The organism is Streptomyces sp. NBC_00637, assembly GCF_045161545.1.
Classification (GTDB): Bacteria; Actinomycetota; Actinomycetes; order Streptomycetales; family Streptomycetaceae; genus Streptomyces.
Window position 1 is genome coordinate 5703171 of record NZ_CP109046.1, and the last position, 25031, is coordinate 5728201.

Consider the following 25031-nt stretch of genomic DNA (forward strand, 5'->3'; position numbering starts at 1 on the left):
AGACGATGTTGACATTGGTGACGGGTACGACGGGACAGGTCGGCCGGCGCTTCGTGCCGAGGCTGCTGGCGCAGGCCGGGGCGGGGGAGAAGGTGCGGGTCCTGGTCCGCGACGCGGCCCGGGGGGAGCGGTTCGCCGAGCTGGGCGCCGAGGTCGTGCTCGGGGATCTGCGGGACACGGAGGCGCTCGGCAAGGCGGTGGCCGGGGTGGACGCGGTCGTGAACGTCGCCGCGTCCTTCCGCGGCGTGCCGGACGAGGAGGCGTGGGCCGTCAACCGGGACGCGGCCGTGGAACTGGGCCGCGCCGCGCTGGCCTCCGGTGTACGGCGCTTCGTGCAGGTCAGCACGGGGCTGGTGTACGGCCTGGGGCGGGGCCGGCCGCTGACCGAGGACGACGAGGTCCGGCCCGGCGGCGGCGCGATGTGGGGCGCCTATCCCGAGGCGAAGGGGGTGGCCGAGCGGGAGCTGTTCGCGCTGGACGGCCTGGACGTGCGCGTCGGCCGCCTAGCCTTCGTCTACGGGGAGGGCGATCCGCACCTCGCCCAGTCGCTGATGTGGGCCGGGAACTGGGCGGCGGCCCAGCGGCTGCAGATGGTCCACCACGTGGATGTCGCCCAGGGGCTGCTGCGCCTCCTTCACGCGCCGGGAGCCGGCGGCCGGGCCTACAACATCGCCGACGACGCCCCCGTCACGGCGGTCGAACTGCACCAGCTCAACGGGGTCGACGTGCCCGCCGAGCTCTACGAGCGCACCGACCCCGACCCGTTCTTCCAGCTGACCTCCACCGAACGCATCCGCCGCGAGCTCGGCTACCGCCCGCTGTACCCCAGCGTCTACGCGGCCCGGGACGCCGGCGCGCTGTAGACCTCGGCGAGGTCAGTCCACGCCCCGGATCCGCCCCACCAGGACCGCCCCCGCCAGTCCGACCACCGCCGCGACCAGGTACAGCATCCGGTAGCCCCCCAGGTGGGTGACGATCGGCGCGGCGAGGGCGGGGGCCGCGACCTGGGGCAGGGCGTTGGCGACGTTGATGACGCCCAGGTCCTTGCCCCGGTCCCCGGCCTTCGGCAGCACGTCGGTCATCAGCGCGAAGTCGACCGACGTGAACACGCCGAAGCCGATGCCCAGCACCGCCGCCGCGACGATCGCCCCCGGCCAGGTCTGCCAGACCGCCAGTCCCGCCGTCGCCACCGCCATCAGGACGCCCGACCAGATCACGAACGGCTTGCGCCGGCCGACCCGGTCCGACCACGCGCCCCCGACGACCACCGTGGCGAGCAGCGTCAGTCCGTTCACCGCCGTCAGGATCAGCACGCCCTGCTCGGGGTCGGAGTGGTGCAGGCGGTCGCGCAGGTAGTACAGGAGGTACAGCAGCACCAGCGCGTTGCTGAGGTTCATCAGGAAGCGGGTCAGCCACGCCCAGCCCAGGTCGGGGTACTTCCGCGGGCTGAGCCAGAACCCGGCCGCGAAGCCCCGCCAGGACCACGCCGGCCTGTCCTGCGCGGCGAGCACCAGATCCTCGTACCGGAGCACGTACGGCAGCACGCCCAGCGTGGTGAACACCGCGCATGCCACGTATCCCGCTCCGACGCCCCCGGCGGCCGTCGCGAGCCCGGTGCCGCCGACCACGCCCAGGATCTGCGCCGCGCCCAGCCAGCCGCCCACCGAGCCCCGTTGGAGCCGGGGGACCCGGTCGGGGACGGCGGCCGTCACGGCGGCGAAGGCGGCGTTCAGCGTCAGCTGGACCAGGCACCAGCCCGCCGCCATGGTCCAGACGCCGTCCGCTCCCGCGAGGAGCAGGAGCGAGAGGGCGCCACCGGCCGTTCCCGCCACGATCCACGGCGTCCGGCGGCCCCGGCGGGATGTCGTACGGTCCGACAGCGCGCCGAAGAGGGGGTTCGCGGCCAGGGACGCCACGGCGCCCACGCCCGTCACCCAGGCCAGCATGGTCTCCTTCGACATGCCCGAGCCGGGTGCGAAGTCCTCGGCCTGCGAGGCCAGCAGGATCTGGAGCGGGCCGTACCAGCCCACCCAGATCGCGCCGTTGGCGAGGGACAGGGCGGACGTCCAGCCCCGGCCGACGCGCTCGACGGGCTCGGACAGGGCGGCCGACGCCGCCCTGTCCGCCGGGGCCCGGTCCGCCGTCGTCATCTCTGCGCCCGCAGGACGTCCCGCAGCCAGGCGTACGACGCCTTCGGGGTCCGGGCCTGGGTGTCGAAGTCGACGTGGACCAGGCCGAAGCGGCGCTCGTACCCCTCCGCCCACTCGAAGTTGTCCAGCAGCGACCACACGAAGTAGCCGCGCACGTCGACGCCCGCCTCCACCGCCCGGTGCAGGGCCCGGAGGTGACCGTCCAGGTAGGCGACGCGCTCCTGGTCGTCCACGCCCGGGTAACTGCATCCGTTCTCCGTGATGACGACCGGCGGAAGCCGGTCGCCGTAACGCTCGCGGAAGGTGGTGAGGAGTTCCGTCAGGCCCTCCGGGACGACCGGCCAGCCGAAGTCCGTGACCGGCACGCCCTCTATCTGCCGGACCGAGAAGGGCAGTTCGGCCGGCATGGTGATCCCGCCGAACTTGATCTCGGTGCCCTGCGGGGCGCCGACCCTCGTGGGGGCGTAGTAGTTGATCCCGTACCAGTCGAGCGGTTCCGCGATCACCTTGAGGTCGGCCTGGACGTCGCCCGGCATCAAGTCGCCGATGCCTTCCGGGTATTCGCCCAGCAGGACCGGCTCGGCGAACAGCCGGTTCAGCAGGAGGTCGTAGAAGGCGGCGGCCTCCACGTCGGCCGGGTCGGGGGAGGCGGGCCAGGTCGGGCCGTGCGAGTTGGCGATGCCGATGTCCGTGGCCCCGGCCGCGCGCAGCGCCTGGACGGCGAGGCCGTGTCCCAGCAGCTGGTGGTGGGCGGCGGGGAGCGCGTCGAACAGCAGCTGCCTGCCCGGGGCGTGGGTGCCGAGGGCGTGCCCCAGCAGGGTGTGCTCGGCGGGCTCGTTGATGGTGATCCACTTCTTCACGCGGTCACCGAGGCGCCCGGCCACCACGGCCACGTACTCGGCGAAGCGGGCCGCCGTGTCCCGCTCCAGCCAGTCGAGCCGGGCCGGCAGGTCCCAGTGGAAGAGGGTGGGGACCGGGCGGACACCGGCCGCGCACAGCTCGTCGACGAGCCGGTCGTAGAAGTCGAGGCCACCGGGCGAGTTCACCCTCGGCCACGAGAGGGAGAAGCGGTAGGCGTCCACGCCCAGGCCCGACAGGAGTGCCACGTCCTCGGGGTAGCGGTGGTAGTGGTCACAGGCCACCTCGGCCGTGGAGCCGTCCTTCACCCGTCCCGGCTCGGCGGTGAAGGCGTCCCAGACGGAGGGTTCGCGCAGCTCCGCCGCGCCCTCGATCTGATGCGCGGAGGTGGACACGCCCCACAGGAAGTCTGCCGGGAACCGGGGCATCGGGTTGGCCGCGTCGCGCGGATCGTTCGCCATGGGCGGGATCATCCTTACCGCCGGGTAAGGAAGTCAACGTCCCGGCGTGAACTGCCGGTTGCGCGCCTCCCGCCAGCCCCCGGGCGAGCCCCTCAGGCGCCCTCCTTCAGCACCCGCGAGATCAGCTCGCGCTGGTCCTGGGTGAGCCGGGGATCGGCCGCGTGCACCGTCCGGCCGTCCACGGTGATCTCGTAGCTGAAGCCGTCCGGCACGCCGGCCGAAGGCCCGCCCCGGCCGGCGGCGACCGCCCGCTCGGCCAGGGCGTGCCATTCGTGGGCGTCGGGCCGTCCCGAGGTGTCCACCTCGGCACGGCGCTCGATGCCCGCGAACCCGCCCGTGCGACTCACCTGAATACGCATGGGTCCCTGTCTATTACGGACTCAGAGAATCCGCACCCCCACCTGTTCCCACGCCTTCTCCACGGCCTGGAGCTCCTCCCCGCCGCTGCCGAAGCGCTCGCGCGCGGCCTTCACCGTCAGCTTGGCGAAGTCGGGGAAGAGGGCCCGCTCGCCGAGCTCCCCGCCGGTCAGCACGTCGTACCAGATCTGGCCGGCCTTCTCCCAGGCGTAGCCGCCGAGGGCGGTGGCGGCCAGGTAGAACGCGTGGTTGGGAATGCCGGAGTTGATGTGGACGCCGCCGTTGTCGCGGCCGGTGCGGACGTACTCGTCCATCGTCGCGGGCTGCGGGTCCTTGCCGAGGACGTCGTCGTCGTACGCGGTGCCGGGCGCCTTCATGGAGCGCAGGGCGGTGCCGGTGACGTTCGGGGCGAGCAGGCCCGCGCCGATCAGCCAGTCGGCCTCGGCGGCGGTCTGGCCGAGCGAGTACTGCTTGATGAGCGAGCCGAAGACGTCGGACATCGACTCGTTCAGGGCGCCCGGCTGGCCGTTGTAGGTCAGGTTCGCCGTGTACTGCGTGACGCCGTGGGTGAGCTCGTGCCCGATGACGTCGATGGAGTTGGTGAAGTCGACGAAGATCTCGCCGTCGCCGTCGCCGAACACCATCTGCTCGCCGTTCCAGAAGGCGTTGTTGTAGTCCTCGCCGTAGTGCACGGTGGCGTCGAGGGGCAGGCCGTCGCCGTCCATCGAGTGGCGCCGGTAGGCCTTCAGGTAGAGGTCGAAGGTGGCGCCGAGCCCGGAGTAGGCGCGGTTGACGGTGGCGTCCTGCCCGGGGTCCTGACCCTCGGCGCGGACCTTGGTGCCGGGCAGGGAGGTGCCGTGCTCGGCGTCGTAGAGCGTGCGCAGCGGCTGCTCCGACGGCGCCTTCACGGACGGGGCGGCCAGCAGGCCGTACTCGGTGTTCACCTGGCGCAGGGCGCGCAGCTCGCTGTCGCGCAGGATGGTGCGCCGGGCGGGACCGGAGAGAGCGGGGTCGTCGTTGCGCGCCAGCCGGTCGAGGACGTGGGGCGGTACGACGGTGCAGAAGACGGGCTCGAAGCCCCCGTGAGTCGTCATGCCCGGCACCTTTGCACTGCGTCACGTGGCTGTCACCACCGGCAACCATGATTGGTGAAATACGGTGACAAAGGGGCCTGATCTGCGGTGGCCGGTGGTATGGCGGAGGGGCCGCGAGTGGCGTGGCGCACGTTCTGCCCCTTTTCCTATGGTTCCTCCCGCCGGTCCCGCATACTGGACGAACCCGCGCGACGGAAGCGGCTCCGCTAGGCTGCGGAGCACTATGCGTTTCGGGCTGCTTCTCCTTAGCTGCCGCGGCGAGGGCCTGTAGTCGAGGCCGACCCCCTCCCCGCGGTGCTTGGTGTTGCGCGTCGGCCGTCCTTCCGTCCGGACACTCTCCGGTCCTCCTGAGGAGCCACCGCATCATGGCGAACCGCCAGCAGCCCAGCCACATGCCGATCCACAAGTACGGCCGGTACGACCAGGTCGACATCCCCGACCGCACCTGGCCCGACAACCGGATCACCGTCGCCCCCCGCTGGCTCTCCACCGACCTGCGTGACGGCAACCAGGCCCTGATCGACCCCATGTCGCCCGAGCGCAAGCGCCGGATGTTCGACCAGCTGGTCAAGATGGGCTACAAGGAGATCGAGGTCGGCTTCCCGGCCTCCGGTCAGACCGACTTCGACTTCGTGCGCTCGATCATCGAGGAAGAGGGCGCGATCCCGGACGACGTGACGATCTCCGTACTGACCCAGGCCCGCGAGGACCTGATCGAGCGGACCGTGGAGTCCCTGAAGGGCGCCAAGCGGGCGAACGTCCACCTGTACAACGCCACGGCCCCCGTCTTCCGCCGGGTCGTCTTCCGCGGCTCCAAGGACGACATCAAGCAGATCGCCGTCGACGGCACCCGCCTTGTCGTGGAGTACGCGGAGAAGCTGCTGGGCCCCGAGACGGAGTTCGGCTACCAGTACAGCCCCGAGATCTTCACCGACACCGAGCTGGACTTCGCCCTGGAGGTCTGCGAGGCGGTCATGGACGTCTGGCAGCCCGGCCCGGGCCGCGAGATCATCCTGAACCTGCCGGCCACCGTCGAGCGCTCCACGCCCTCCACGCACGCCGACCGCTTCGAGTGGATGAGCCGCAACCTCTCCCGCCGCGAGCACGTCTGCGTCTCCGTCCACCCCCACAACGACCGCGGCACCGCCGTCGCCGCGGCCGAGCTGGCGCTGATGGCCGGCGCCGACCGCGTCGAGGGCTGTCTGTTCGGGCAGGGCGAGCGCACCGGCAACGTCGACCTGGTCACCCTGGGCATGAACCTGTTCTCCCAGGGCGTCGACCCGCAGATCGACTTCTCCGACATCGACGAGATCCGTCGTACGTGGGAGTACTGCAACCAGATGGAGGTCCACCCGCGCCACCCGTACGTGGGCGACCTGGTCTACACGTCCTTCTCCGGCTCCCACCAGGACGCCATCAAGAAGGGCTTCGACGCGATGGAGGCCGACGCGGCCGCCAAGGGCGTCACCGTCGACGACATCGAGTGGGCGGTCCCGTACCTGCCGATCGACCCGAAGGACGTCGGCCGCTCCTACGAGGCCGTCATCCGCGTCAACTCCCAGTCCGGCAAGGGCGGTATCGCCTACGTCCTGAAGAACGACCACAAGCTGGACCTGCCCCGCCGGATGCAGATCGAGTTCTCCAAGCTCATCCAGGCGAAGACGGACGCCGAGGGCGGCGAGGTCACCGGCGGTGCCATCTGGTCGGTCTTCCAGGACGAGTACCTGCCGAACCCGGAGAACCCCTGGGGCCGCATCCAGGTCCGCAACGGCCAGTCCACGACCGACACCGACGGCGTCGACACCCTGACCGTCGAGGCCACCGTCGACGGCGAGGACACCGTCCTGACCGGCTCCGGCAACGGTCCGATCTCGGCCTTCTTCGACGCCCTGCAGTCCGTCGGCATCGACGTGCGCCTGCTCGACTACCAGGAGCACACGATGAGCGAGGGAGCCTCCGCGCAGGCCGCCTCCTACATCGAATGCGCGATCGACGACAAGGTCCTGTGGGGGATCGGCATCGACGCGAACACGACGCGTGCGTCGCTGAAGGCGGTCGTCTCCGCCGTCAACCGCGCGGCCCGCTGACCGGCCTGACCGGCACTTTCGGGGCCCCGACCGCTGTATACGGCGGTCGGGGCCCCGTCGCTTATCGGCCATCGCGCCGTGGAGGTCACGGGAAGGTCTCGTCCTGGGTGCTGACTACACCTCATGGATGTGGCTAACATCACGGAGGCGTGCGGCGATGTTGCCGCGGGGTTACGGAGGTGCGACGTGCTGCCAGAACGGGGACGAGACGGCCGTGTCACCGGGCTTGCCCGCATCCTGGGCACCCGCACCGCGTGGACACCCGCGGGTGACGGCGAGTTCTTCTGCCCCGGCTGCGGAGGCGACCGCAACTACCAGCGGCTGACCGGCCAGCGCCGCTTCACCCTCCTCGGCCTGCCGGTCGTGCCACGCGGCGAGACCGGCCCGGTCGTCGAGTGCGCGGCCTGCCGCCGCCACTTCGGCACCGACGTCCTCGACCACCCCACCACCATCCGCTTCTCGGCGATGCTCCGCGACGCCGTCCACACCGTCGCCCTCGCCGTCCTGTCCGCGGGCGGTACCTGCGCCCGTACGTCCCTGGAGACGGCGGCGGGCGCGGTGCGCGCGGCCGGCTTCGCCGACTGCACGGAGGAGCAGCTCGCCGCGCTCGTCGCCGCCCTCGCCTCCGACACCGGCCGCCACTACGGCGAGTCGTACGGTCCGGGGCTCGCCATAGAGCTCCACGAGGCCCTCGACCCGCTCGCCCCGCACCTCGCCTCGATCGGCCGCGAATCGATCCTGCTCCAGGGCGCCCGCATCGCCCTCGCCGACGGCCCGTACACCCCGGCCGAACGAGAGGTCCTCACGACGGTGGGCGCGGCCCTGACGATCTGCGCGGACGACGTGACCCGTCTGCTGGTGGCGGCCCGGACGCCGTCCTGATACTCCCCGGGGAGTAGTCCCCCCGCCCGGTCACCCCCGGCAGTACGCCCGAACTCGCCCTCGCGCGCGACGATCCGCCCCCTGCGGACCGGAAGTCTGGAGAGCGCAACCAGACAGCCGTGCCGAAGGGAGGGCCCGTTTCATGGGGGCCGGAGATTTCATGGGGGCCGGGAAGGCGAAGGGCCGGCGCGGTGCCATCCCCTGGGTGGTGCTCGCGCTGTGGGTGGGCGTACTCGCCCTCGCCTCGCCGTTCGCCGCCAAGCTCGCCGACGTACAGCACGACCGGGTCACCGACTACCTGCCGGCGAGCGCCGACTCGACCAGGGTCGCGAAGCTCCAGGAGCAGCTGCCCGGCGGTGAGAGCACCGAGCTGGTGCTGGTCTACCACCGCGACGGCGGCCTGACCGCCGCCGACCGGACGACAGCGCGGGAGCAGGTCGCCCGGGTCGCCGGGGACCACGCGCTGACCGGGGCCCCGCGGGGCGTCCCGTCCGCCGACGGCGCCACGCTCATGTACCCGGTCGCCACCAACGAGCCCGGCACCGACGAGAAGAAGCGGGACGCGTTCGTCGAGGACGTCCGTGAAGTCGTCCACAGCGAGGACGGGTTGACCGTCGAGGTGGGCGGGACGGGCGCGCTGGCCACCGACGCCGCCAAGGTCTACGAGTCGCTCGGCGGACCGCTGCTCTACACCACCGTCGGCGTCGTCGCCGTCCTGCTGATCCTCATCTACCGCAGCCCGGTGCTGTGGCTGGTGCCGCTCGCCGTGGCCGGGATCGCCGACTACCTGTCCATGGGCGTCGCCTACGGCCTCCACCAGGGCTTCGGCACCTCGGTGTCCGGGCAGGGCTCGGGCATCATGACCATCCTCGTCTTCGGCGCGGGCACCGACTACGCCCTGCTGCTCGTCTCCCGCTACCGGGAGGAACTGCGGCGCGTGGAACGGCCGTACGACGCCATGCGGGCCGCGCTGCGCGGCTGCGGTCCCGCCGTGCTGGCCTCCTCCGGGACCGTCGCCGCCGGACTGCTGTGCCTGCTCGCCGCCGACCTCAACTCCAACCGGGGCATGGGACCGCTGGGCACGGTGGGCGTGCTGTGCGCGCTCGTCACGATGCTGACGCTGCTGCCCGCGCTCCTCGTGCTGCTGGGCCGCCGGGTGTTCTGGCCCCTGGTGCCCGCCTACGGCAGCACGCCCAAGGTCCGCCGGTCGCTGTTCGCCGCGATGGGCACCTCGGCCGGGCGGCGTCCGCGGACCGTCCTGGCGGCCGGCGCCGTCCTGCTCGGCGCCCTCGCGCTGGGCGCGCTGAACCTGCCCGGCGCGGTCAAGCAGCAGGACTCCTTCGTCGACCGGCCCGAGTCGGTCGTCGCCATGACGACCCTGGCCGACGCCTTCCCGGAACAGTCCGCCCAGCCCATCGAGGTGATGACCCCGGCCGGCCGGGCCGACGCCACCCTCGCCGCGATCCGGGACACGGACGGCGTCGCCGACGCCCGCCCCGGCCGAACCGGGGACGGCTGGACGGAGATCACGGTGACCGCCGCCGCACCACCGCAGTCCGCCGCCGAGACGGCGACCATCGAGACCCTGCGGGACCGGCTGACCGGCTCCTACGTCGGCGGGCCGAGCGCCCAGCAGATCGACCTGGTGGACACCAACGCCCGCGACCGGCTCGTCGTCGTGCCGATCGTCCTCGTCTCCGTGCTGCTCATCCTGATGGCGCTGCTGCGGTCGCTCGTCGCGCCGCTGATGCTCGTCGCCGCGGTGGTCGCGGTGTGGGGCGCGGCGCTCGGCCTGGGCGGGCTGGTGTTCGGGCCGGTGTTCGGCTTCGAGGGCACGGATCCGGGGCTGGGGCTGCTGTCCTTCGTGTTCCTGGTCGCCCTCGGCGTCGACTACGGCATCTTCCTCATGCACCGGATGCGGGAGGAGTCGATGAGCGGCGCCGATCCCGTCGCCGCGGCGCTGACCGCGCTGCGCACGACCGGCGGGGTCATCGCCTCCGCCGGCCTCGTCCTCGCCGCGACCTTCGCCGTGCTGACGAACATGGGGCTCGTCCAACTCGTCGAGCTGGGCTTCGTGATCGCGGTCGGAGTGCTGCTGGACACGTTCCTCGTCCGCACCTACCTGGTGACCAGCGCGAGCGTGGCGCTGGGACGCCGGGTGTGGTGGCCGGGGCGGCTGTCGCGGGCGCCGGAGGCCGAGCCACCGCGGCCCGAGCGGCCGGGCCGGCCGGAGCGGCAGACGGAGCCGGTGTGAACCGCACGCGGACCGGCGGGGCGCCCCTCCTCTCCCGGAGGGGCGCTCCCGCGCTCTCCCGTAGGGGCGTCCCCGTGCCCCAGGATGAACCCGTGCAGGAGACCACGACCACGGTACGGCCAGGCCTGGGCGAGCGGATCATGGCGGCGATCAACCGCGACCCCCGCACCGCCCCGCACGGCACCCGCAACGACGTACTGCTGGCCTTGACGACGGCCGCCCTGTCCACGGCCCTCGCCCTGATCGGCGGCGACGGGCCCCGGCCCGACGCGCTCGGCTGGACGCTGCTGCTCACCGCGAACGTGCCCCTCGCCTGGCGCCGCCGCCGTCCGCTGCTGGTGCTGATCGCGGTGGCGCTCTGCGTCGCCCCGTACCACGCACTGGACTACCAGCACGTCGCGCCCCTCCCCGCGACCATGGTGGCGCTCTACACGGTCGCGGCGACCGGCACGGTACGCCAGACACTGATCACCGGGGGCGCCATCCTCGGCCCGACACTGATCCTCAACTTCCTCAGCAACCCGGAAAAGGCGCTGGAGTTCCTGCGGATCTCCGGCTGGATCATCGCCATCCTCTTCTGCGGCATCGACGTCCGCTACTACCGCCGCTATGTCGCCGCCATCGTCGAGCGCGCCGAGCGCGCCGAACGCACCCGGGAGGAGGAGGCCCGCCGACGCGTCGCCGAGGAACGCCTGCGCATCGCCCGCGACCTGCACGACCTGCTCGCGCACACCATCACCCTGATCGGCGTGCAGACCTCCGTCGCCGCGCACGTCCTGGCCGCCGACCCCGACCGCCTCGACCGCGCGGCCGTCGCCAAGGCACTCGACGACATCGCCGGGACCTGCCGCAGCGCCCGCGGCGAGATCCGTACGACGCTGGAGGTGCTGCGGGACGACGCCACCCCGGACGCCCGGGGCTCGCTCCCCGGCCTGCACGGACTGCCCGACCTCGCGGAGACGGCCCGCGCCGCCGGTGCGCGGGTCGAACTGACGGTACGGTCCGGGGAGGTGCCGCCAGCGGTCGGCGCGGCCGCCTACCGGATCGTCCAGGAGGCACTGACGAACGCCGTGCGGCACGGCGGCCGGGACGGCGGCCCCGACGACCCGGCGGCGGTGGTCGGCGTCAGGGTCCGGGTGTACGAGGAGCAGGACGCCCTGCGGCTCAGGGTCACCGACGACGGAGCGAGCACGCACACGGGGAAAGAGGGCGGTGTGGGGCGCGAAGGCGGCGCGGGCGCAGGCGGCCGGGCGCCCGGTTTCGGCATCGTCGGGATGCGGGAACGGGCGCGCAGCGTCGGCGGCTCGCTGGAGGCCGGACCGCGTGACGACGGGAAGGGCTTCGAGGTGAGCGCGGTACTGCCGCACGGGAAGGACCGATGAAGCCGCTCAGAGTGCTGCTCGCCGACGACCAGACCCTCGTACGGGAGGCGTTCGCGATGCTCGTCGGATCGGCGCCGGACATGCGGGTGGTCGGACAGGCCGCGACCGGCCGGGAGGCGGTGGCGCTGGCCCGCGGCGAACGCCCCGACCTCGTGGTGATGGACATCCGCATGCCCGACCTCGACGGCATCGAGGCGACCCGGCTGATCGCCGCCGACGACGAACTGGCCGGGGTGCACGTCCTCGTCCTGACCACGTACGACACCGACGAGAACATCGTCGAGGCGCTGCGCGCGGGAGCGGCCGGCTTCCTGGTGAAGGACACCCGGCCCGCCGACCTCCTCGACGCCATCCGCACGGTCGCCGCGGGCGAGGCGCTGCTGTCGCCGGGGCCCACCGCCCGGCTGATCGCCCACTTCCTGCGCGGTCCCGCCGGGCCGCCCACGGCGGGCGGCCCGGAGTGCCTCTCGGAACGGGAGTGCGAGGTACTGGCCCTGGTCGCCCGCGGCCTGACCAACACCGGGATCGCCGAGGAGCTCGGCCTCAGCCCGCTCACCGCGAAGACCCACGTCAGCCGGATCATGGGCAAGCTGGGCGCACGGGACCGTGCCCAACTGGTCATCGTGGCCTACGAGTCGGGGCTGGTGACCCCGGGGCCGGGCGCGCCCTCCTAGGGCAGCGTGCGCTCGTACGTCGTGTCGTCGTCGGAGTCGTAGACCAGCTTGCCGGAGCCGTCGTAGCCCTCGATGTGCGGGGCCAGCGTCACCTGCTGGTCCAGCATCCCGGCGGCGACGAACCAGCCGTGGTCCAGGGTCGCGGCCACCGGGCCGCCGTCGCCGTAGGAGACGGTCACCTTGGCCACCGGCGCCTCGACGGTGCCGATGACCCCCCACCGGAACGGCAGTTTCCACTTGCCCTTGTCGGCGAACGACTGCTGGTACAGCTTGCCGCCGTTGATGTCCGCCACGACCGGGCCCGCTCCCGGCGCGTCGGCGTCGCTCGAGCTGGTGCTGATGCCCGAGGCCACGCCGTCCTTGAGGGAGCAGACCACCCGGAAGCCCGCCGGCCCCTCCTTGACCGCGACGACGTAGATGCCGTCGCCGGGGTCGTTGGAGTCACCGGTGCTCTTGAGCGCCAGGATGATCCGGTAGTCGTCGGCCTTGCCGAGATCTCCGGCGCCACCCGGCGCCCCGCCTTCGGCGGTCAGACACTCCTCCAGCCCGTCCGCCGCCTGCGCGAAGGTGATCCCGTCGAGCAGTTGCCCGTCCGTGGCGGGCCGCGCGGGTCCGCCGGAGGTCCCGGCCCCCGTGCCCGCCGAGGTCCCGGCCGGGCTCTCGCCGGTGCTTCCACCGGTGCTCCCGGCCGTGTTCCCGGCCGGGCTGTGCGGGGCGCCGACCGACGGCTTCGGTGCCGCCGTGTCGGCGCTCCGCCCCCCGTTCCCCCCGGCCACGGCATACGCCCCCACCGGCACCGCGGCCAGCGTGATCAGCGCGGCGCCGGTCAGCGCGACGCGCCGCCGCCGCTCGGCCAGTCCACGCCGCCGGATCGCCGGATACGGCGCCGACGAGGGGTGGATGGTGTACGCGTCCTCCGCGAGCAGTTCACGCATCCGCTCCTCGAACCCGAAGTCCCCCTGGTCCACCTGCTTTCCCGCCCCGTTCACCTGCTGCCTCCCTGAACCTGATCCTGGATCCGCATCCGGCCGTGCGCCGGCCCCTGCTCTCGGCCCTGCCCATGCCCCTGCTCCTGACCTCGGCCGCCGGACACCGTGCGGTCGGCGGCCAGCCCCGGATACGTACGCAACTTGGCGAGCCCCTTCGACGCCTGGCTCTTGACCGTGCCGGGCGAGCAGCCGAGCACGTCGGCCACCTCCGCCTCGGACAGGTCCTCCCAGTACCTCAGGACCACCACCGCCCTTTGTTTCGGCGGCAGTTGAGCCAGCCCGGCGAGCAGAGAGCCACGCTCCTCGACCCGCCCCGCGCCCTCGTCGCGCCCCGCCCGCTCGGGCGGCGCCGCGGTCAGCGCCTCGGCGACCCGCCGCTTGCGGAACCGGTCACTGTTGCAAGTGACCAGCATCCGCCGCACATACGCCTCCGGGTTGTCGCTGCGCGAGATCCGCCGCCACGACCGGTACGCCTTGGCCAGCGCGGTCTGCGTCAGGTCCTCCGCGTGGTGGACGTCCCCCGTGAGCAGATAGGCGGTCCGTACGAGCCGGGACCACCGGGCTCTGACGAACTCCTGGAACCGGTCCTCTTGTTCGGCCTGCATCAAGCACCCTCCTCGCCCTCCAGACCACCGATTGCGCCGAATCGGTTGCCCGTCCCCCGTGACAGCGTTCGAATGGGGTGATGAGAAGTGACGCGTGGGCCTGGCGTGAGGGTGAGCCCGGGGTGCTCCTGCTGCCGTCCGGCCGCCTGGTCCGCGGCCGCGGCCTGCGCCGCCCCCTCGACCCCACGGCCCCCACACCCGCGTACGGCGTCTACCTCCTCGGCGGGCGGCCCCCACGGCCGCCCTGGGAGTCCCGCTGGCTCCGCTGGCCCGACTTCCGCCTCCCCGGCGACCGCGCGGAGGCCCACGCGGTGCTCACCGAGGCGTGGCGCCGCGCGGCCGAGCACCGGGTGGAGATCGCCTGCGCCGGCGGCCGGGGACGCACCGGCACGGCCCTGGCGTGCCTGGCGGTCCTGGACGGCGTACCGCCGGGCGCGGCGGTGGAGTACGTCCGCCGCCACTACGACCGGCGTGCGGTGGAGACGCCCTGGCAGCGCAGGTATGTGCGGGGGTTCGGGGGACTCACAGGGTGAGCGTCATGAGGAGACGGTCCTCGCCGGGGCCGAAGTAGTCCACGCGGGGGCCGCCGGGGTCGGGGACGAAGCCCAGGGAGCGGTACAGCGCGATGGCCGAGTCGTTGCGCGGCTCCACGGAGAGCCGGACGGAATGGGCGCCCTTCGTCCGCAGCAGGCCGAGCAGTTTCGTCATCAGCTGCCGGCCCAGTCCCTTTCCGCGCAGTCCCGGGGTGATGGCGAGGCTGAGAACCCAGCTCTGCGCTTCGTTCGGCGAGGTGCCGAGCACGTATCCGTAGAGGTCCGTGCCGTCGTCCACGACGTAGACGAGGTCGGTGCAGGCGGCGAGGAGTTGGCGCAGCACGAAGTAGGGGTAGGGGCCGTGCGGGAAGGCGTCGGCATCGAGGCGCACGATATGGGGTAGATCCGCCTCGGTGACCGCTCTGATCCGTAAGGGTCTTTCTCCGGACATCTGGCTCATTATCGAACCGGTGCCCGACGGAAAACGATCTCCGGGAAGAGGAGTCATGCAGTCCCCTTGTGAATGTCGACAAATCGAATTGCAGCCAGTGCGATTTGCGTACCTGATCTCCATCATTGCTCCGTGCACCCACTCCTTCAAGACCCATGCGTCCTGCTACGCTGAATCATGACCTCGGTACCGCCCGCCGCTGAGCAAAAACTGAATGGCGATGTGCTCTGGGACGACTTCGATCCCGGCCTGTACATCAGCCACAATTACCTCGAGATGCAGGCCGTGGACGAGGAGATCCTCTCCCATGTGCGCGATCACTTCAGTGATCACTTCCGAGGTCGCGGGCGGGTGGCTTCCGGTATCGACGTCGGCGCGGGTCCCAATCTCTATCCGGCCCTGGCCATGCTTCCCTGGTGCGACCGGATCACGCTCCTCGAGCGGTCCGCGCGGAATCTGGACTACCTCCGGAAGCAGTGCCCCGACTATGCCCCCCATTGGGATCAGTTCTGGAACGTCCTGTGCAAGGACGAGGCATATGCCACGCTCGACATGACGCCCCGGGTCCGGTTCAAGGAGGCCGTCCAGCAGCCCGAGCCGGGCAGTCTCTTCGACCTCTGCGCCGACACGCGCCGCTGGGACCTCGGGACGATGTTCTTCGTCGCCGAATCCATCACCACCTCGCTCGCCGAATTCCGGCGGGGGGTGGGCTGCTTCATGAACTCTCTGAATTCCGGTGCGCCGTTCGCCGCCGCCTTCATGGAACATTCCGAAGGATACCGTGTCGGGGCCCACGAATTCCCCGCACGCGATATCGACGAAGCGGAAGTGCGGGCGGTTCTCGGTGGTTACGCGGACCATGTGGAGATTCACCGAACAGCCAATCCCAAGCAACTTGTACGGGACGGCTATACCGGTATGATCCTGGCCTGCGGGCAACGGAAAGAGCGGCGCGACGAATGAGCTGTCGGAGTTCTTTCACAAGGTGACGGGCCTGTGCGAGGGGAATGGGCATGCAGATCAAGCCGAGACAGAACCTGCTCGAGGTGTGGCAGGCCATCGCCCGCCATTCTTTCGACAACGGAGAATGGCAGTGGGGCGAATACGGCGGCCGCAGCAGCGTCGCCGACGCGGAGCGTCTGCTCTGCCTTCTGTACCCCGCCACCGAAATCGAGCCGTTCCGCCTGGACGACCCCGACACCACACAACTGGACGTGGAGAGGGCCCTTCGGAACGCGGGTGACTCCAGCGAGATCCCCATGAACCTGGTGGAGATCCTCGGCGACTTCATGGAGAACCACCGGGGCGAGGAGAGCCCCACCTTCGCCGGCGGTTACTACTTCGCCCCGGAGGACCCCGAGCAGGAACTCTCCAAGGAGCAGGCGGAAGTGGGAGTCGTCGACTCCTACTCCATGTCGATCACCCTCTGCCTGGCCACCCTCGGCTTCCTCAAGGTGTACCGGGGCAAGACCCAGCGGGCCAGCACCCTGGCCCGCATCGACAAGCTCAGAGACGCCACCAGCGCCCGCCTGACCGCGGCCATGGTCAGCCTGCTGCGCTCCTTCACCGTCAACGTCGTCGACATCGCCTCCGAGCAGGGGCAGGCGCTCGCCCGGCTGCTCGGCCGCGGCCGGCTCTCCGACCGCCAGGTCCTGCAACGCTTCCAGGACCGGTTCAAGTCGCTGCGCGCCCTCATCAGCGAGAGCGTCACCCTCGGCCTGGACACCGATGTCGCCGACCAACTGCGCAACGAGAACCGGCTCTTCGAGTGCGGCTGGGCCTGGAGCCTGGTGAAGGGCGCCCCCGAGGTCGAGGTGGAGGCGCAGACCGCCCAGGACATCGGCAAGCAGCCCCAGGGCGTCGCCCACGCCGTGCCCTACCTGTACTTCACCGTCGTCGCCCTCGACGGCATCCCCGACCTGTCCTCCGAGCGCACCCTCGTCCTCGGTCTGCTCACCGCCGAGCAGCAGAAACTGGCCGACGCCCTGCGGTTGCGCTGGGAGATCACCCAGCAGTACTGGTCGGGCATCGCCCGCTTCGACGCCGCCACCTGGCCGCTGGAGGAGATCCCCTGGCGCACCACGCTCCAGCAGCTGGAGTCGGAGTACTTCTCCCTGTCCGTGGCCTCGATCCTCGTCCACGACCTGGTGCGTCGCCGTGCCACCGACGACGACCTCACCCGGACCGTCGCCGTCATGGAACGCCTCGCCGAACGCGGCCGCATCACCAGCCGCACGGCCCGGGAGGACCCGGCGATCGGTCTGCACAACCCCGGAGTCACCCTCCCGCTGCTGGGCAGTGAGGAGATCGGTCCGGCCATGAAGTGGACGATGGGCGACTTCTCCGCGCAGCTGCTCAAGCGGACCGTCCAACTCTGCTCGCTGTCACGCAACATCAGCTCGCAGGACCGTTTGCTCACCCTCGCCGAGAACATCCTCGACCACCTCTGGGCACGTCGCATCAGCGACGGCGAGGGGGTCGGCCTGTGGGACAACGTGCACGCCGTCTACCCCGAGTCACCGGTGCGCACGGGACCGTTGTCGTGGAGCATCACCGAGCGCGTCACCGAGTGCATGGTCGCCGCGCACGCCCTCTACGCGCAGGACCCGATCCGCAGCTCCGAGATGACCCTCCTCGCCCAGGCGGCGCTCAGCGAGGCCGCCCACCTGTTCGGCAAGGAGCAGCTGGAGCAGCCCGCCCCCGCTCCCAAGAGCCCCCAGGGAGAAGAGATCAAGGGCATCGAGGCCGACCTGCGCCGCGCCCGTCAGCTCGTCGACAAACAGCCCGGCACCGCCCACTCGCTCGCCCTCGGCGTCCTGGCCCGGCTCTACGCCCTGGCCCGCGCGCGGGGCGCCGACGCCCGGGGGGTGTGAGGGTGCTCGTCTTCGCCGCCTCCGACAAGGGAGGCACCGGCCGTTCCGTGACCAGCGCCAACCTCGCGTACCACCGCGCGCTGGACGGGGACGACGTCTGCTACCTGGACTTCGACTTCGGCTCGCCCACCGCCGCCGCCGTGTTCGACCTGCCCGACGTCCTCTCCGAGGCCGAGGGGCGCGGCCTGCACTCCTATCTGAAGGGCAAGACGGGCGAACCGCTGCGGGTCGACGTCTGGTCGCGCACCGAACACCCCGTCCTGCGCGGCAGGCCCGGCGGGTCCGGGCGGCTGGTGCTGCTGCCCGGCGACCGCACGGCCGGTGAATTCGTCACCGACGAGGAGAACCTGCACCGCTGTGTGGATCTCGTCCTGCGGCTGAAACGCGAATTCGACGTCATCATCATCGACCTGAGCGCCGGACGCAGTTATGCGATGGATCTGGCCCTCGCCGCCACCTCGCCCCGGGGCGGGCTCGGCCGGCTCAAGAACCGCTGGCTCGTCTATCACCGGTGGACCCGTCAGCACGTCATGGCGGCGGCCGAACTCGTATTCGGGAAACAGGGCATTGTGCAAGCCGGTACGGCCATCGGTCACGACCCGGAGGTGCTGGGCGGCGCCATCAGGTTCGTCCGCGCCGCCGTACCCGATCTGGAGTCGCCGTTGTGGTCCCAGGTCTCGCCCGCGCAGTACGCGTGGATGAGGCAGTGCGACAAGGAACTCGAGGAACTCGCGGCCGGCCGGGGCATCGGCAGAACCAGGGTGCTGGCGTCCATTCCGCTGGAACCCGTCCTTCAGTGGCAGGAACGCCTCATCACCGACGAGGACGTGCACGACCGCAGGATCGCCAACAACGAGACCTGGCAGGCCATCGGGGATCTCGCGCAGCGGCTGACCGACGACAAGTTCTGGGGGCAGTTGTGACGGGGCCGGGCACCGTTTTCCGCGAGAGCAGCGCCGACCCGCGCACCGAATCCGTGCCCTTCTCCCATCTCTCCCTGGAATTAGGCCACTTGTACATGGAGGACTTCTCCGAGGGGGCCGACCGGCTGCGTCGGCACTTCGCCGGAGTACGGCCTTGGGTGGATGCCGCGCGCGCCGGTCTCGGCCCGCTGCCGCCGGGCCGCCGGCCCCGGATCAGCACCTGTTTCCTGATCGACGACTACTTCTCCCGGCTGTCCACCCCCGCCGAGCTGATCCCGCCCCTGCTGGAGGCGGCGGCCGAGGCCGGGCTGACCATCGACTACCTGGCCCGCGAGTCGGGCTGCGCCGGCCACGCCCTCGCCCCCGGCGGCTCCGGCCACCGCGACCGGGCCGAACTCGCCGAGGCCGTCCTGCACCGGCTGGTGGAGTCACCGCCGCCCGGCAGCAACGGCTTCCGTCCGCCCGTCGGCCGGACCGGCTGGCTCACCAACGGCCGCCGGGCCCCCTCCCAGCGGACCTCGGCCGCCCTGGACTCCACCGGCGTCTGGCAGCCGCCGAGCGAGACCGAGGCGCGCGGCCACTCCGTGTTCCTGGACGTCGAACTGTGGAACGGGCCCGAGGACGCGCGCACCTGGTCCTGCGCCTTCCTGGCCTCCGTCTGGCAACTGGTCCGGCTCGGGCTGCTGCGGGACAACGGCGCGGCCGTGCTGACCCCCACCCGGTGGCAGGGCGAGGACTTCCCGGCCGAGTGGGACGCGCTGCCGCCCGTCCTCCAGCTCAACCCCTCCGCGACGCCCTTCGCCGCCTACGTCACGTGCAGCGTCCTGCCGAGCCGCTTCCTGCCCGTCGAGCACGCCGTACGCGTCATCCTCGACCAGGTCCACGTCGAGGCCGAGGCGCTCGCACAGGTCGCCGAGCGGTCCGCGGGCGAGGGCTTCCCGGTGCCCGCGGGCGTCGTGGACCGCACGTCCTACGTGTTCCCGCCGGGGCTGTGACATGAGCGGCCTGGGCACGGCCTCCGGTCCCGTCCTCACCTGCGGTGAGGTGCGGACCTGTCTGCTGCCCACCCGCAGGGCGGTGGACGAGCGGACCGCCGTGCGGCTGCTGCGGCTGCGCGCCGACGAACCGGTCCGGACCTCCCGCCGTCCCAACCGGCACGCCCTCTCCCCGGACGTCCTCACCGGCGTCGACTGCCGGCTGCCCACCGCCACCGGCGCCAAGGTCCGCGCGGTCGGCACCGTCGCGGCGCACGCGGGACTCGTCGAGGGCCGCGTCCTGCAGTCGACGGCGTACTTCTCCGCCCCGGCCGGCGGCCCCGACCGGCGCCGGCCCTGGGGGTACTACCTGGTCCGGCCCGGTTACCTGGTCCCGGTCGGCAGGCTGCCCGTGAAGTCCGTCACCGAGGGCTTCCTGACCGGACATCAGCAGGACCAGCTGGACGTCGGCTCCATCGCCGAGAGTCTGCTGGCGAGGATCTCCCGCCGGCACGACCTCCTGGACCACGACGCCCCGCTCACCACGACCGACACCAGCCTGCGCTGGACGGCGTCACCGGCCGACGACGGCGAACCGGCTTCGGCGCTCTTCACCGAGCTCGGCGCGGGCCTGCGGATCGTCGAGCTGCGGCTGCCGCGCGGGACCACACCCGTGGCGGCGGCCGCGCTGTGCGAGGACCTCGCACTGCACGACTGGCTGCTGACGACCGTCGGGGACAAGCTCGACGGCCTGCCGCCCGGCTCCGAGAACCAGGCGGCCACGATGAAGGTCCTGCGTCCGCTGGTCGAGCACCTGCTGCACCTGTGGATGCCGCAGGCACGCCTGGACCGTGCCCTGAGCACACCCTGGGAGGAGCTGGAACGCCACCCTGGATTCAGCAGACAGTGGAACACCATGGCACAGCGCATCCGGGACCAGCTGGCACTGCGGAACCCCGTCCGGGGTGAGGTGCCGGCCCTGTCCTGACAGCAACACGACATCTGCTCGCGCAGCATCCCGACGGGGGGAGAAAGAGAGATGCATGCACCGACGAATCCGAACTTCCGGGGCGACCGGGTCCCACACGGTGACGGCGCCCGGCATGTGACGCAGAAGATCCTGATCACCGTGGTGGCGGGTGGCGGCGTCTACCTGCTCACCAACGTCGTCGGACCGTCCGAGGAGGACGGCCCGTGGCAGCTCGTCCTGTCCGTGCTGTGCGGCGGCATCGTGCTGATCGTGCAGTTCCTGGCGTCCTTCGTGAGCCAGCTGGGCGATCTCAGGGAGTCGGTGGACAAGCGGTTCGCCGACATAGGCGAGGCGACGAAGCTCTTCACCGAGGTGGAGAAACTGCGCGGCGACGGGGTGCCGAGGCTCGCCGAGCACGCCACCAAGGTCGTGTCCATGGGGCCCGACATCCTGCACGAGTTCGCGCATACGGAGATCGACCGGCTCGCCGCGCAGATGGAGGACTTCACCAACCTCACCGCCGAGTGCGCGGGCGAGAACCACGACTGGCTCCTGACCCTCACCAAGTGCGCGAGGGCGAGCATCGACGCCATCAGCACCACCGTCGTCGACGACGGGTTCTGGAACACCGAGCCGGCGGGACGCTATCTGACCGCCCAGCGCGAGGCGATCCTCGAACGGCACATCTCGGTCCGGCGCCTGTTCATCGTGAAGCGGCCCGAGGAACTGGCCGCCCTGGAACCCATCTGCGCGGAGCAGCGGGAGATGGGCATCCAGGTCCGGGTCGTGGCGCTGGAGGAGCTCCCGCTCTATCTGCGCCGCGGCAAGATGATCGACTGCATCGTCTTCGACGGGGTGCTGTCGTACGAGATCCACGCGGACCAGCTGAGCGTGAACACCTCGACGACGGTGAACGCCCGGGCCGACGAGGTCCAGCCCCTGATCCGCCGGTTCGACCAGCTGTGGGAGGCCGCCGCCCCGGGCACCTCCCCGAACGGCGTCCCCGACAGCGTCCGGCTGAGGGCGGACTGAGGGCGGACCGGGGGAGGACCGAGGGCGCTAGCCCAGCGTCTCCGCCAGCACCTTCGCCGTGTCCACGATCAGTTCGTGGTCGTAGGCCGCGTCCCGGGCCGGCTTGGTGAGCTGGACCACCAGGACGACCGGGGCGCCGTCCGGGGTCCAGGCGACTCCGGCGTCGTTGTTCGCGCCGTACCAGCCGCCGCCGGTCTTGTCGGCGACCGTCCAGGTCGGCGGGAGCCCGGCGCGGAAGCGGTTGGCGCTGGTGACGGTGCCGAGCATCCAGTCGGTCAGGCGCCGGCGGTCGGCCGGGGCCAGCGCCTTGCCGAGGACGAGGCGGGCGTAGGTGCGGCCGATCGCCGCCGGGCTGGTGGTGTCGGTGATCCGGTCCGGTTCCGCCGAGTTGAGGTCCGGCTCCCAGCGGTCGAGGCGGGTGACGCGGTCGCCGACGGAGCGCGCGAAGCGGGTGAGCGCGGCGGGGCCGCCGATCTCGCGCAGGAGCAGGTTGCCGGCGGTGTTGTCGCTGCGCTGGATGGCCGCGGCGGACAACTCGGCGATGGTCAGGCCGTCGGCCACGTGCTCCTGGGTGACGGGGGAGTTCTCCACCACGTCCGCCGCCGTCCAGTACACGCGGCGCTCCAGCGTCGCCTCGGGCAGGTCCCGCAGGACGGCCGCCACCGCCAGGGGCTTGAACAGGGAGCAGACCGGGAAGCGCTCGTCGGCGCGGTGGCGGACGGTCCGCCCGGTGCGGACGTTGTGCGCGAACACGCCGAGGCGGGCGCCGTGTCCCGCCTCCAGGTCGCGCAGGCGGGCGGTCACGGGGTCGTCGGCGGGGCCGGTGGTCGCGCCGGCGGGGCCCGCGGTGAGCAGGACGGCGGCGCCGGCCGCGCCGGCCGTCAGCAGGGTGCGGCGGGAGGGACTGGGGGAAAGGTGCGAGCTTGAGATCGTTCTCTCCGTCCGTCGAGGATCATGTTCTCCTCCGTGACGGACGTCTCCACGCCCTCGTCGGTTGCGTCGCCCCTGGTCGCGAGGCACCGGTCCGGGGGATCGCGGCGGGCGGGCACACCGCCCCCGCCGCGTAGGCGAGAATGGGCGCATGAGCCTGTTCCGCGACGACGGCGACGTGGCCCCCACCCGGCAGCCGGGTGCGGCGGACCGCGGTCTGCCGCACCCCCGGCAGGCCGCCCCCGGCGGTGCCCGATGAGTCTCTTCCGGGACGACGGCATCGTCCTGCGGACCCAGAAACTCGGCGAGGCCGACCGCATCATCACGCTGCTGACGCGCGGGCACGGCCGGGTGCGGGCCGTGGCCCGGGGGGTACGGCGGACGAAGTCCAAGTTCGGCGCCCGCCTCGAACCCTTCTCCCACGTCGACGTGCAGTTCTTCGCGCGGGGCAGCAGCGAACTGATCGGACGCGGGCTGCCGCTGTGCACGCAGAGCGAGATCATCGCTCCCTACGGCGGCGCCATCGTGACCGACTACGCCCGCTACACCGCCGGGACGGCCATGCTGGAGACCGCCGAGCGGTTCACCGACCACGAGGGCGAACCGGCCGTCCAGCAGTACCTGCTGCTCGTCGGGGCGCTGCGCACCCTGGCCCGCGGCGAGCACGCCCCGCACCTCGTCCTCGACGCGTTCCTGCTGCGGTCGCTGGCCGTCAACGGATACGCGCCCAGTTTCGGCGACTGCGCCAAGTGCGGCATGCCGGGACCCAACCGGTTCTTCTCCGTCGCGGCCGGCGGCTCCGTCTGCGTCGACTGCCGGGTGGCCGGCAGCGTCGTACCCTCGCCGCAGACCCTGGTCCTGCTGGGCGCGCTGCTCACGGGAGACTGGGAGACGGCGGACGCGAGCGAGGCGCGGTACGTCCGGGAGGGCAGCGGGCTGGTGTCCGCCTACCTGCACTGGCACCTGGAGCGCGGGCTGCGCTCGCTCAGGTACGTAGAGAAATAAGCACGCCGAGAAACAAGCAGGCGAAAGTCAGAGGAGACGAGAGGCACATGGTCGTACGCGGGTTCCTGGGGCGGCAGCGTCGCGAGTACAGGACGCCGGAGCCGCACCCGTCCGGCGCGCGCCCGCCGAAGCTTCCGGGCGAGCTGGTCCCCGAGCATGTGGCGATCGTCATGGACGGCAACGGCCGCTGGGCCAAGGAGCGCGGGCTGCCCCGCACCGAGGGGCACAAGGTCGGCGCCGAGCAGGTCCTCGACGTGCTCCAGGGCGCGGTCGAGATGGGCGTGCGCAACATCTCGCTCTACGCCTTCTCCACCGAGAACTGGAAGCGCTCGCCCGACGAGGTCCGCTTCCTGATGAACTTCAACCGCGACTTCATCCGCAAGTCCCGCGACCAGCTCGACGCGCTCGGCATCCGGGTGCGCTGGGCGGGCCGGATGCCCAAGCTGTGGAAGTCGGTCGCCAAGGAGCTCCAGGTCGCCCAGGAGCAGACCAAGGACAACGACCGTCTCACCCTGTACTTCTGCATGAACTACGGCGGCCGGGCGGAGATCGCGGACGCGGCGCAGGCGCTCGCCGAGGATGTGAAGGCGGGCCGGCTCGACCCGTCGAAGGTGACCGAGAAGACCCTCGCGAAGTACCTGTACTACCCGGACATGCCGGACGTCGACCTGTTCCTGCGGCCGAGCGGCGAGCAGCGCACCTCCAACTACCTGCTCTGGCAGAGCGCGTACGCGGAGCTGGTCTTCCAGGACGTCCTGTGGCCCGACTTCGACCGCCGCGACCTGTGGCGGGCGTGCGTCGAGTTCGCGTCCAGGGACCGCCGTTTCGGCGGCGCGGTCACGAACGAGGAACTCCTGGCCATGGAGGGGAAGACTCCGGACCAGGAGGTCACCTCGTAACCTCGGTGCGTTCCCCCGGCCCGTCGACGCTGCCGGAGGCCGGTCCGTCCTGGACCGAACTGGAGAGCTGCTTCGGGCGTGGCCGAGTGAATCCGGCCCGTCCGGCGATCGAGGACGAGGCCGTTCAGGCCGAAGCGGGGGTCTGGGGGCGTAGCCCCCAGGGCCGGTCACCCCACCCGGTCCGTACCGTGCAACCGGTCAACCCGCGGAGCAGTCCGCGCAGGTGCCGAAGATCTCGACCGTGTGGGCCACGTTGACGTAGCCGTGTTCCGCGGCGATGGCCTCGGCCCACTTCTCCACCGCCGGACCCTCCACCTCCACGGCCTTGCCGCAGACGCGGCAGACGAGGTGGTGGTGGTGCTCGCCGGTGGAGCACCGGCGGTACACCGACTCGCCGTCCGAGGTGCGCAGGACGTCGACCTCGCCCGCGTCGGCGAGGGACTGGAGCGTGCGGTAGACGGTGGTCAGGCCCACCGAGTCGCCCTTGTGCTTCAGCATGTCGTGAAGATCCTGGGCGCTGCGGAACTCGTCGACCTCGTCGAGCGCCGCCGCGACGGCGGCACGCTGCCGGGTGGAACGGCCCTTCACGGGCGGTCCAGCGGTTGTCACCGTTGCCTCCTCACGTCTGCGGCTTGCCGGGCCATTGTG

The 25031-nt window shown here is 71.6% G+C and carries 24 protein-coding genes; 15 read left to right on the forward strand and 9 right to left on the reverse strand.

Going from position 1 to position 25031, the window contains the following annotated elements; translation table 11 throughout:
- The first annotated feature begins 5 nt into the window (after positions 1-5).
- A complete protein-coding gene (locus OG440_RS25035; protein ID WP_406009021.1) occupies positions 6-863 on the forward strand; it encodes an NAD-dependent epimerase/dehydratase family protein in 858 nt (285 codons plus the stop codon).
- Positions 864-875: 12 nt separating this feature from the next.
- Here the strand turns inward: OG440_RS25035 and OG440_RS25040 are convergent, their stop codons facing one another.
- The 4 genes from OG440_RS25040 to OG440_RS25055 form a co-directional block, all read right to left on the reverse strand.
- The gene (locus tag OG440_RS25040) at positions 876-2150 is read right to left on the reverse strand and encodes an MFS transporter (RefSeq protein ID WP_406009022.1); all 1275 of its coding nucleotides are present in this window, start codon (positions 2148-2150) and stop codon (positions 876-878) included.
- Complete coding sequence (locus tag OG440_RS25045) at positions 2147-3469, reverse strand: GH1 family beta-glucosidase (protein WP_406009023.1); 1323 nt, start codon at positions 3467-3469, stop codon at positions 2147-2149. The genes OG440_RS25040 and OG440_RS25045 overlap by 4 nt, the downstream gene beginning before the upstream one ends.
- A gap of 92 nt (positions 3470-3561) precedes the next feature.
- A complete protein-coding gene (locus tag OG440_RS25050; protein WP_406009024.1) occupies positions 3562-3828 on the reverse strand; it encodes a protealysin inhibitor emfourin in 267 nt (88 codons plus the stop codon).
- Positions 3829-3849: 21 nt separating this feature from the next.
- Positions 3850-4920, reverse strand: a complete 1071-nt coding sequence (locus OG440_RS25055) for a M4 family metallopeptidase (RefSeq protein WP_406009025.1) — start codon at positions 4918-4920, stop codon at positions 3850-3852.
- A gap of 365 nt (positions 4921-5285) precedes the next feature.
- Between OG440_RS25055 and leuA the strand changes: the two genes are divergently transcribed.
- The 5 genes from leuA (at position 5286) to OG440_RS25080 (ending at position 12199) form a co-directional block, all read left to right on the forward strand.
- Positions 5286-7007, forward strand: coding sequence for a 2-isopropylmalate synthase (leuA, locus tag OG440_RS25060; protein WP_406009026.1), 1722 nt, complete (start codon positions 5286-5288; stop codon positions 7005-7007).
- Between the two features lie 186 nt (positions 7008-7193).
- Positions 7194-7889 (forward strand): TerB family tellurite resistance protein, encoded by a 696-nt coding sequence (locus OG440_RS25065; RefSeq protein ID WP_406009027.1) that lies wholly within the window; start codon positions 7194-7196, stop codon positions 7887-7889.
- A gap of 160 nt (positions 7890-8049) precedes the next feature.
- Positions 8050-10143, forward strand: a complete 2094-nt coding sequence (locus OG440_RS25070; RefSeq protein WP_406011450.1) for an MMPL family transporter — start codon at positions 8050-8052, stop codon at positions 10141-10143.
- Positions 10144-10235: 92 nt separating this feature from the next.
- A complete protein-coding gene (locus OG440_RS25075; RefSeq protein ID WP_406009028.1) occupies positions 10236-11525 on the forward strand; it encodes a sensor histidine kinase in 1290 nt (429 codons plus the stop codon).
- Positions 11522-12199, forward strand: a complete 678-nt coding sequence (locus OG440_RS25080; protein WP_406009029.1) for a response regulator — start codon at positions 11522-11524, stop codon at positions 12197-12199. The genes OG440_RS25075 and OG440_RS25080 overlap by 4 nt, the downstream gene beginning before the upstream one ends.
- On the opposite strand, the gene OG440_RS25085 is transcribed toward OG440_RS25080, so the two are convergent.
- Complete coding sequence (locus OG440_RS25085; protein ID WP_406009030.1) at positions 12196-13188, reverse strand: hypothetical protein; 993 nt, start codon at positions 13186-13188, stop codon at positions 12196-12198. The two genes, OG440_RS25080 and OG440_RS25085, sit on opposite strands and share 4 nt — an antisense overlap.
- Positions 13185-13793 (reverse strand): SigE family RNA polymerase sigma factor, encoded by a 609-nt coding sequence (locus tag OG440_RS25090; RefSeq protein WP_406009031.1) that lies wholly within the window; start codon positions 13791-13793, stop codon positions 13185-13187. Before OG440_RS25090 ends, OG440_RS25085 begins: the two co-directional genes overlap by 4 nt.
- A gap of 80 nt (positions 13794-13873) precedes the next feature.
- Between OG440_RS25090 and OG440_RS25095 the strand changes: the two genes are divergently transcribed.
- Entirely contained in the window at positions 13874-14326 is a 453-nt protein-coding gene (locus OG440_RS25095) for a protein phosphatase (RefSeq protein ID WP_406009032.1), read from the forward strand.
- Here OG440_RS25095 and OG440_RS25100 read toward each other — a convergent pair.
- Entirely contained in the window at positions 14316-14777 is a 462-nt protein-coding gene (locus OG440_RS25100) for a GNAT family N-acetyltransferase (RefSeq protein WP_406009033.1), read from the reverse strand. The genes OG440_RS25095 and OG440_RS25100 overlap by 11 nt on opposite strands.
- Positions 14778-14954: 177 nt before the next feature.
- Here OG440_RS25100 and OG440_RS25105 point away from each other — a divergent pair, with 177 nt between their 5' ends.
- Genes OG440_RS25105 through OG440_RS25130 form a run of 6 tightly spaced genes read left to right on the forward strand, consistent with a single transcriptional unit; the run spans position 14955 to position 21549 of the window.
- The gene (locus tag OG440_RS25105; protein ID WP_406009034.1) at positions 14955-15740 is read left to right on the forward strand and encodes an SCO2525 family SAM-dependent methyltransferase; all 786 of its coding nucleotides are present in this window, start codon (positions 14955-14957) and stop codon (positions 15738-15740) included.
- 50 nt (positions 15741-15790) lie between these two features.
- Complete coding sequence (locus OG440_RS25110; RefSeq protein WP_406009035.1) at positions 15791-17650, forward strand: SCO2524 family protein; 1860 nt, start codon at positions 15791-15793, stop codon at positions 17648-17650.
- 2 nt (positions 17651-17652) lie between these two features.
- Positions 17653-18573, forward strand: a complete 921-nt coding sequence (locus OG440_RS25115; protein WP_406009036.1) for an SCO2523 family variant P-loop protein — start codon at positions 17653-17655, stop codon at positions 18571-18573.
- Positions 18570-19568, forward strand: a complete 999-nt coding sequence (locus OG440_RS25120; RefSeq protein ID WP_406009037.1) for an SCO2522 family protein — start codon at positions 18570-18572, stop codon at positions 19566-19568. The genes OG440_RS25115 and OG440_RS25120 overlap by 4 nt, the downstream gene beginning before the upstream one ends.
- Position 19569: 1 nt before the next feature.
- Positions 19570-20535, forward strand: coding sequence for an SCO2521 family protein (locus OG440_RS25125; protein WP_406009038.1), 966 nt, complete (start codon positions 19570-19572; stop codon positions 20533-20535).
- A 51-nt stretch (positions 20536-20586) separates the two neighbouring features.
- Positions 20587-21549, forward strand: a complete 963-nt coding sequence (locus tag OG440_RS25130) for a hypothetical protein (RefSeq protein WP_406009039.1) — start codon at positions 20587-20589, stop codon at positions 21547-21549.
- A 27-nt stretch (positions 21550-21576) separates the two neighbouring features.
- On the opposite strand, the gene bla is transcribed toward OG440_RS25130, so the two are convergent.
- Complete coding sequence (bla, locus tag OG440_RS25135) at positions 21577-22479, reverse strand: class A beta-lactamase (RefSeq protein ID WP_406011451.1); 903 nt, start codon at positions 22477-22479, stop codon at positions 21577-21579.
- A gap of 255 nt (positions 22480-22734) precedes the next feature.
- Between bla and recO the strand changes: the two genes are divergently transcribed.
- Entirely contained in the window at positions 22735-23484 is a 750-nt protein-coding gene (gene recO, locus OG440_RS25140; RefSeq protein WP_406009040.1) for a DNA repair protein RecO, read from the forward strand.
- A 47-nt stretch (positions 23485-23531) separates the two neighbouring features.
- Positions 23532-24383: an isoprenyl transferase gene (locus OG440_RS25145; RefSeq protein ID WP_406009041.1), complete on the forward strand. Its 852-nt coding sequence runs from the start codon at positions 23532-23534 to the stop codon at positions 24381-24383.
- Between the two features lie 198 nt (positions 24384-24581).
- Here OG440_RS25145 and OG440_RS25150 read toward each other — a convergent pair whose 3' ends face one another.
- A complete protein-coding gene (locus OG440_RS25150) occupies positions 24582-24992 on the reverse strand; it encodes a transcriptional repressor (protein ID WP_327314940.1) in 411 nt (136 codons plus the stop codon).
- Positions 24993-25031 lie beyond the last annotated feature (39 nt).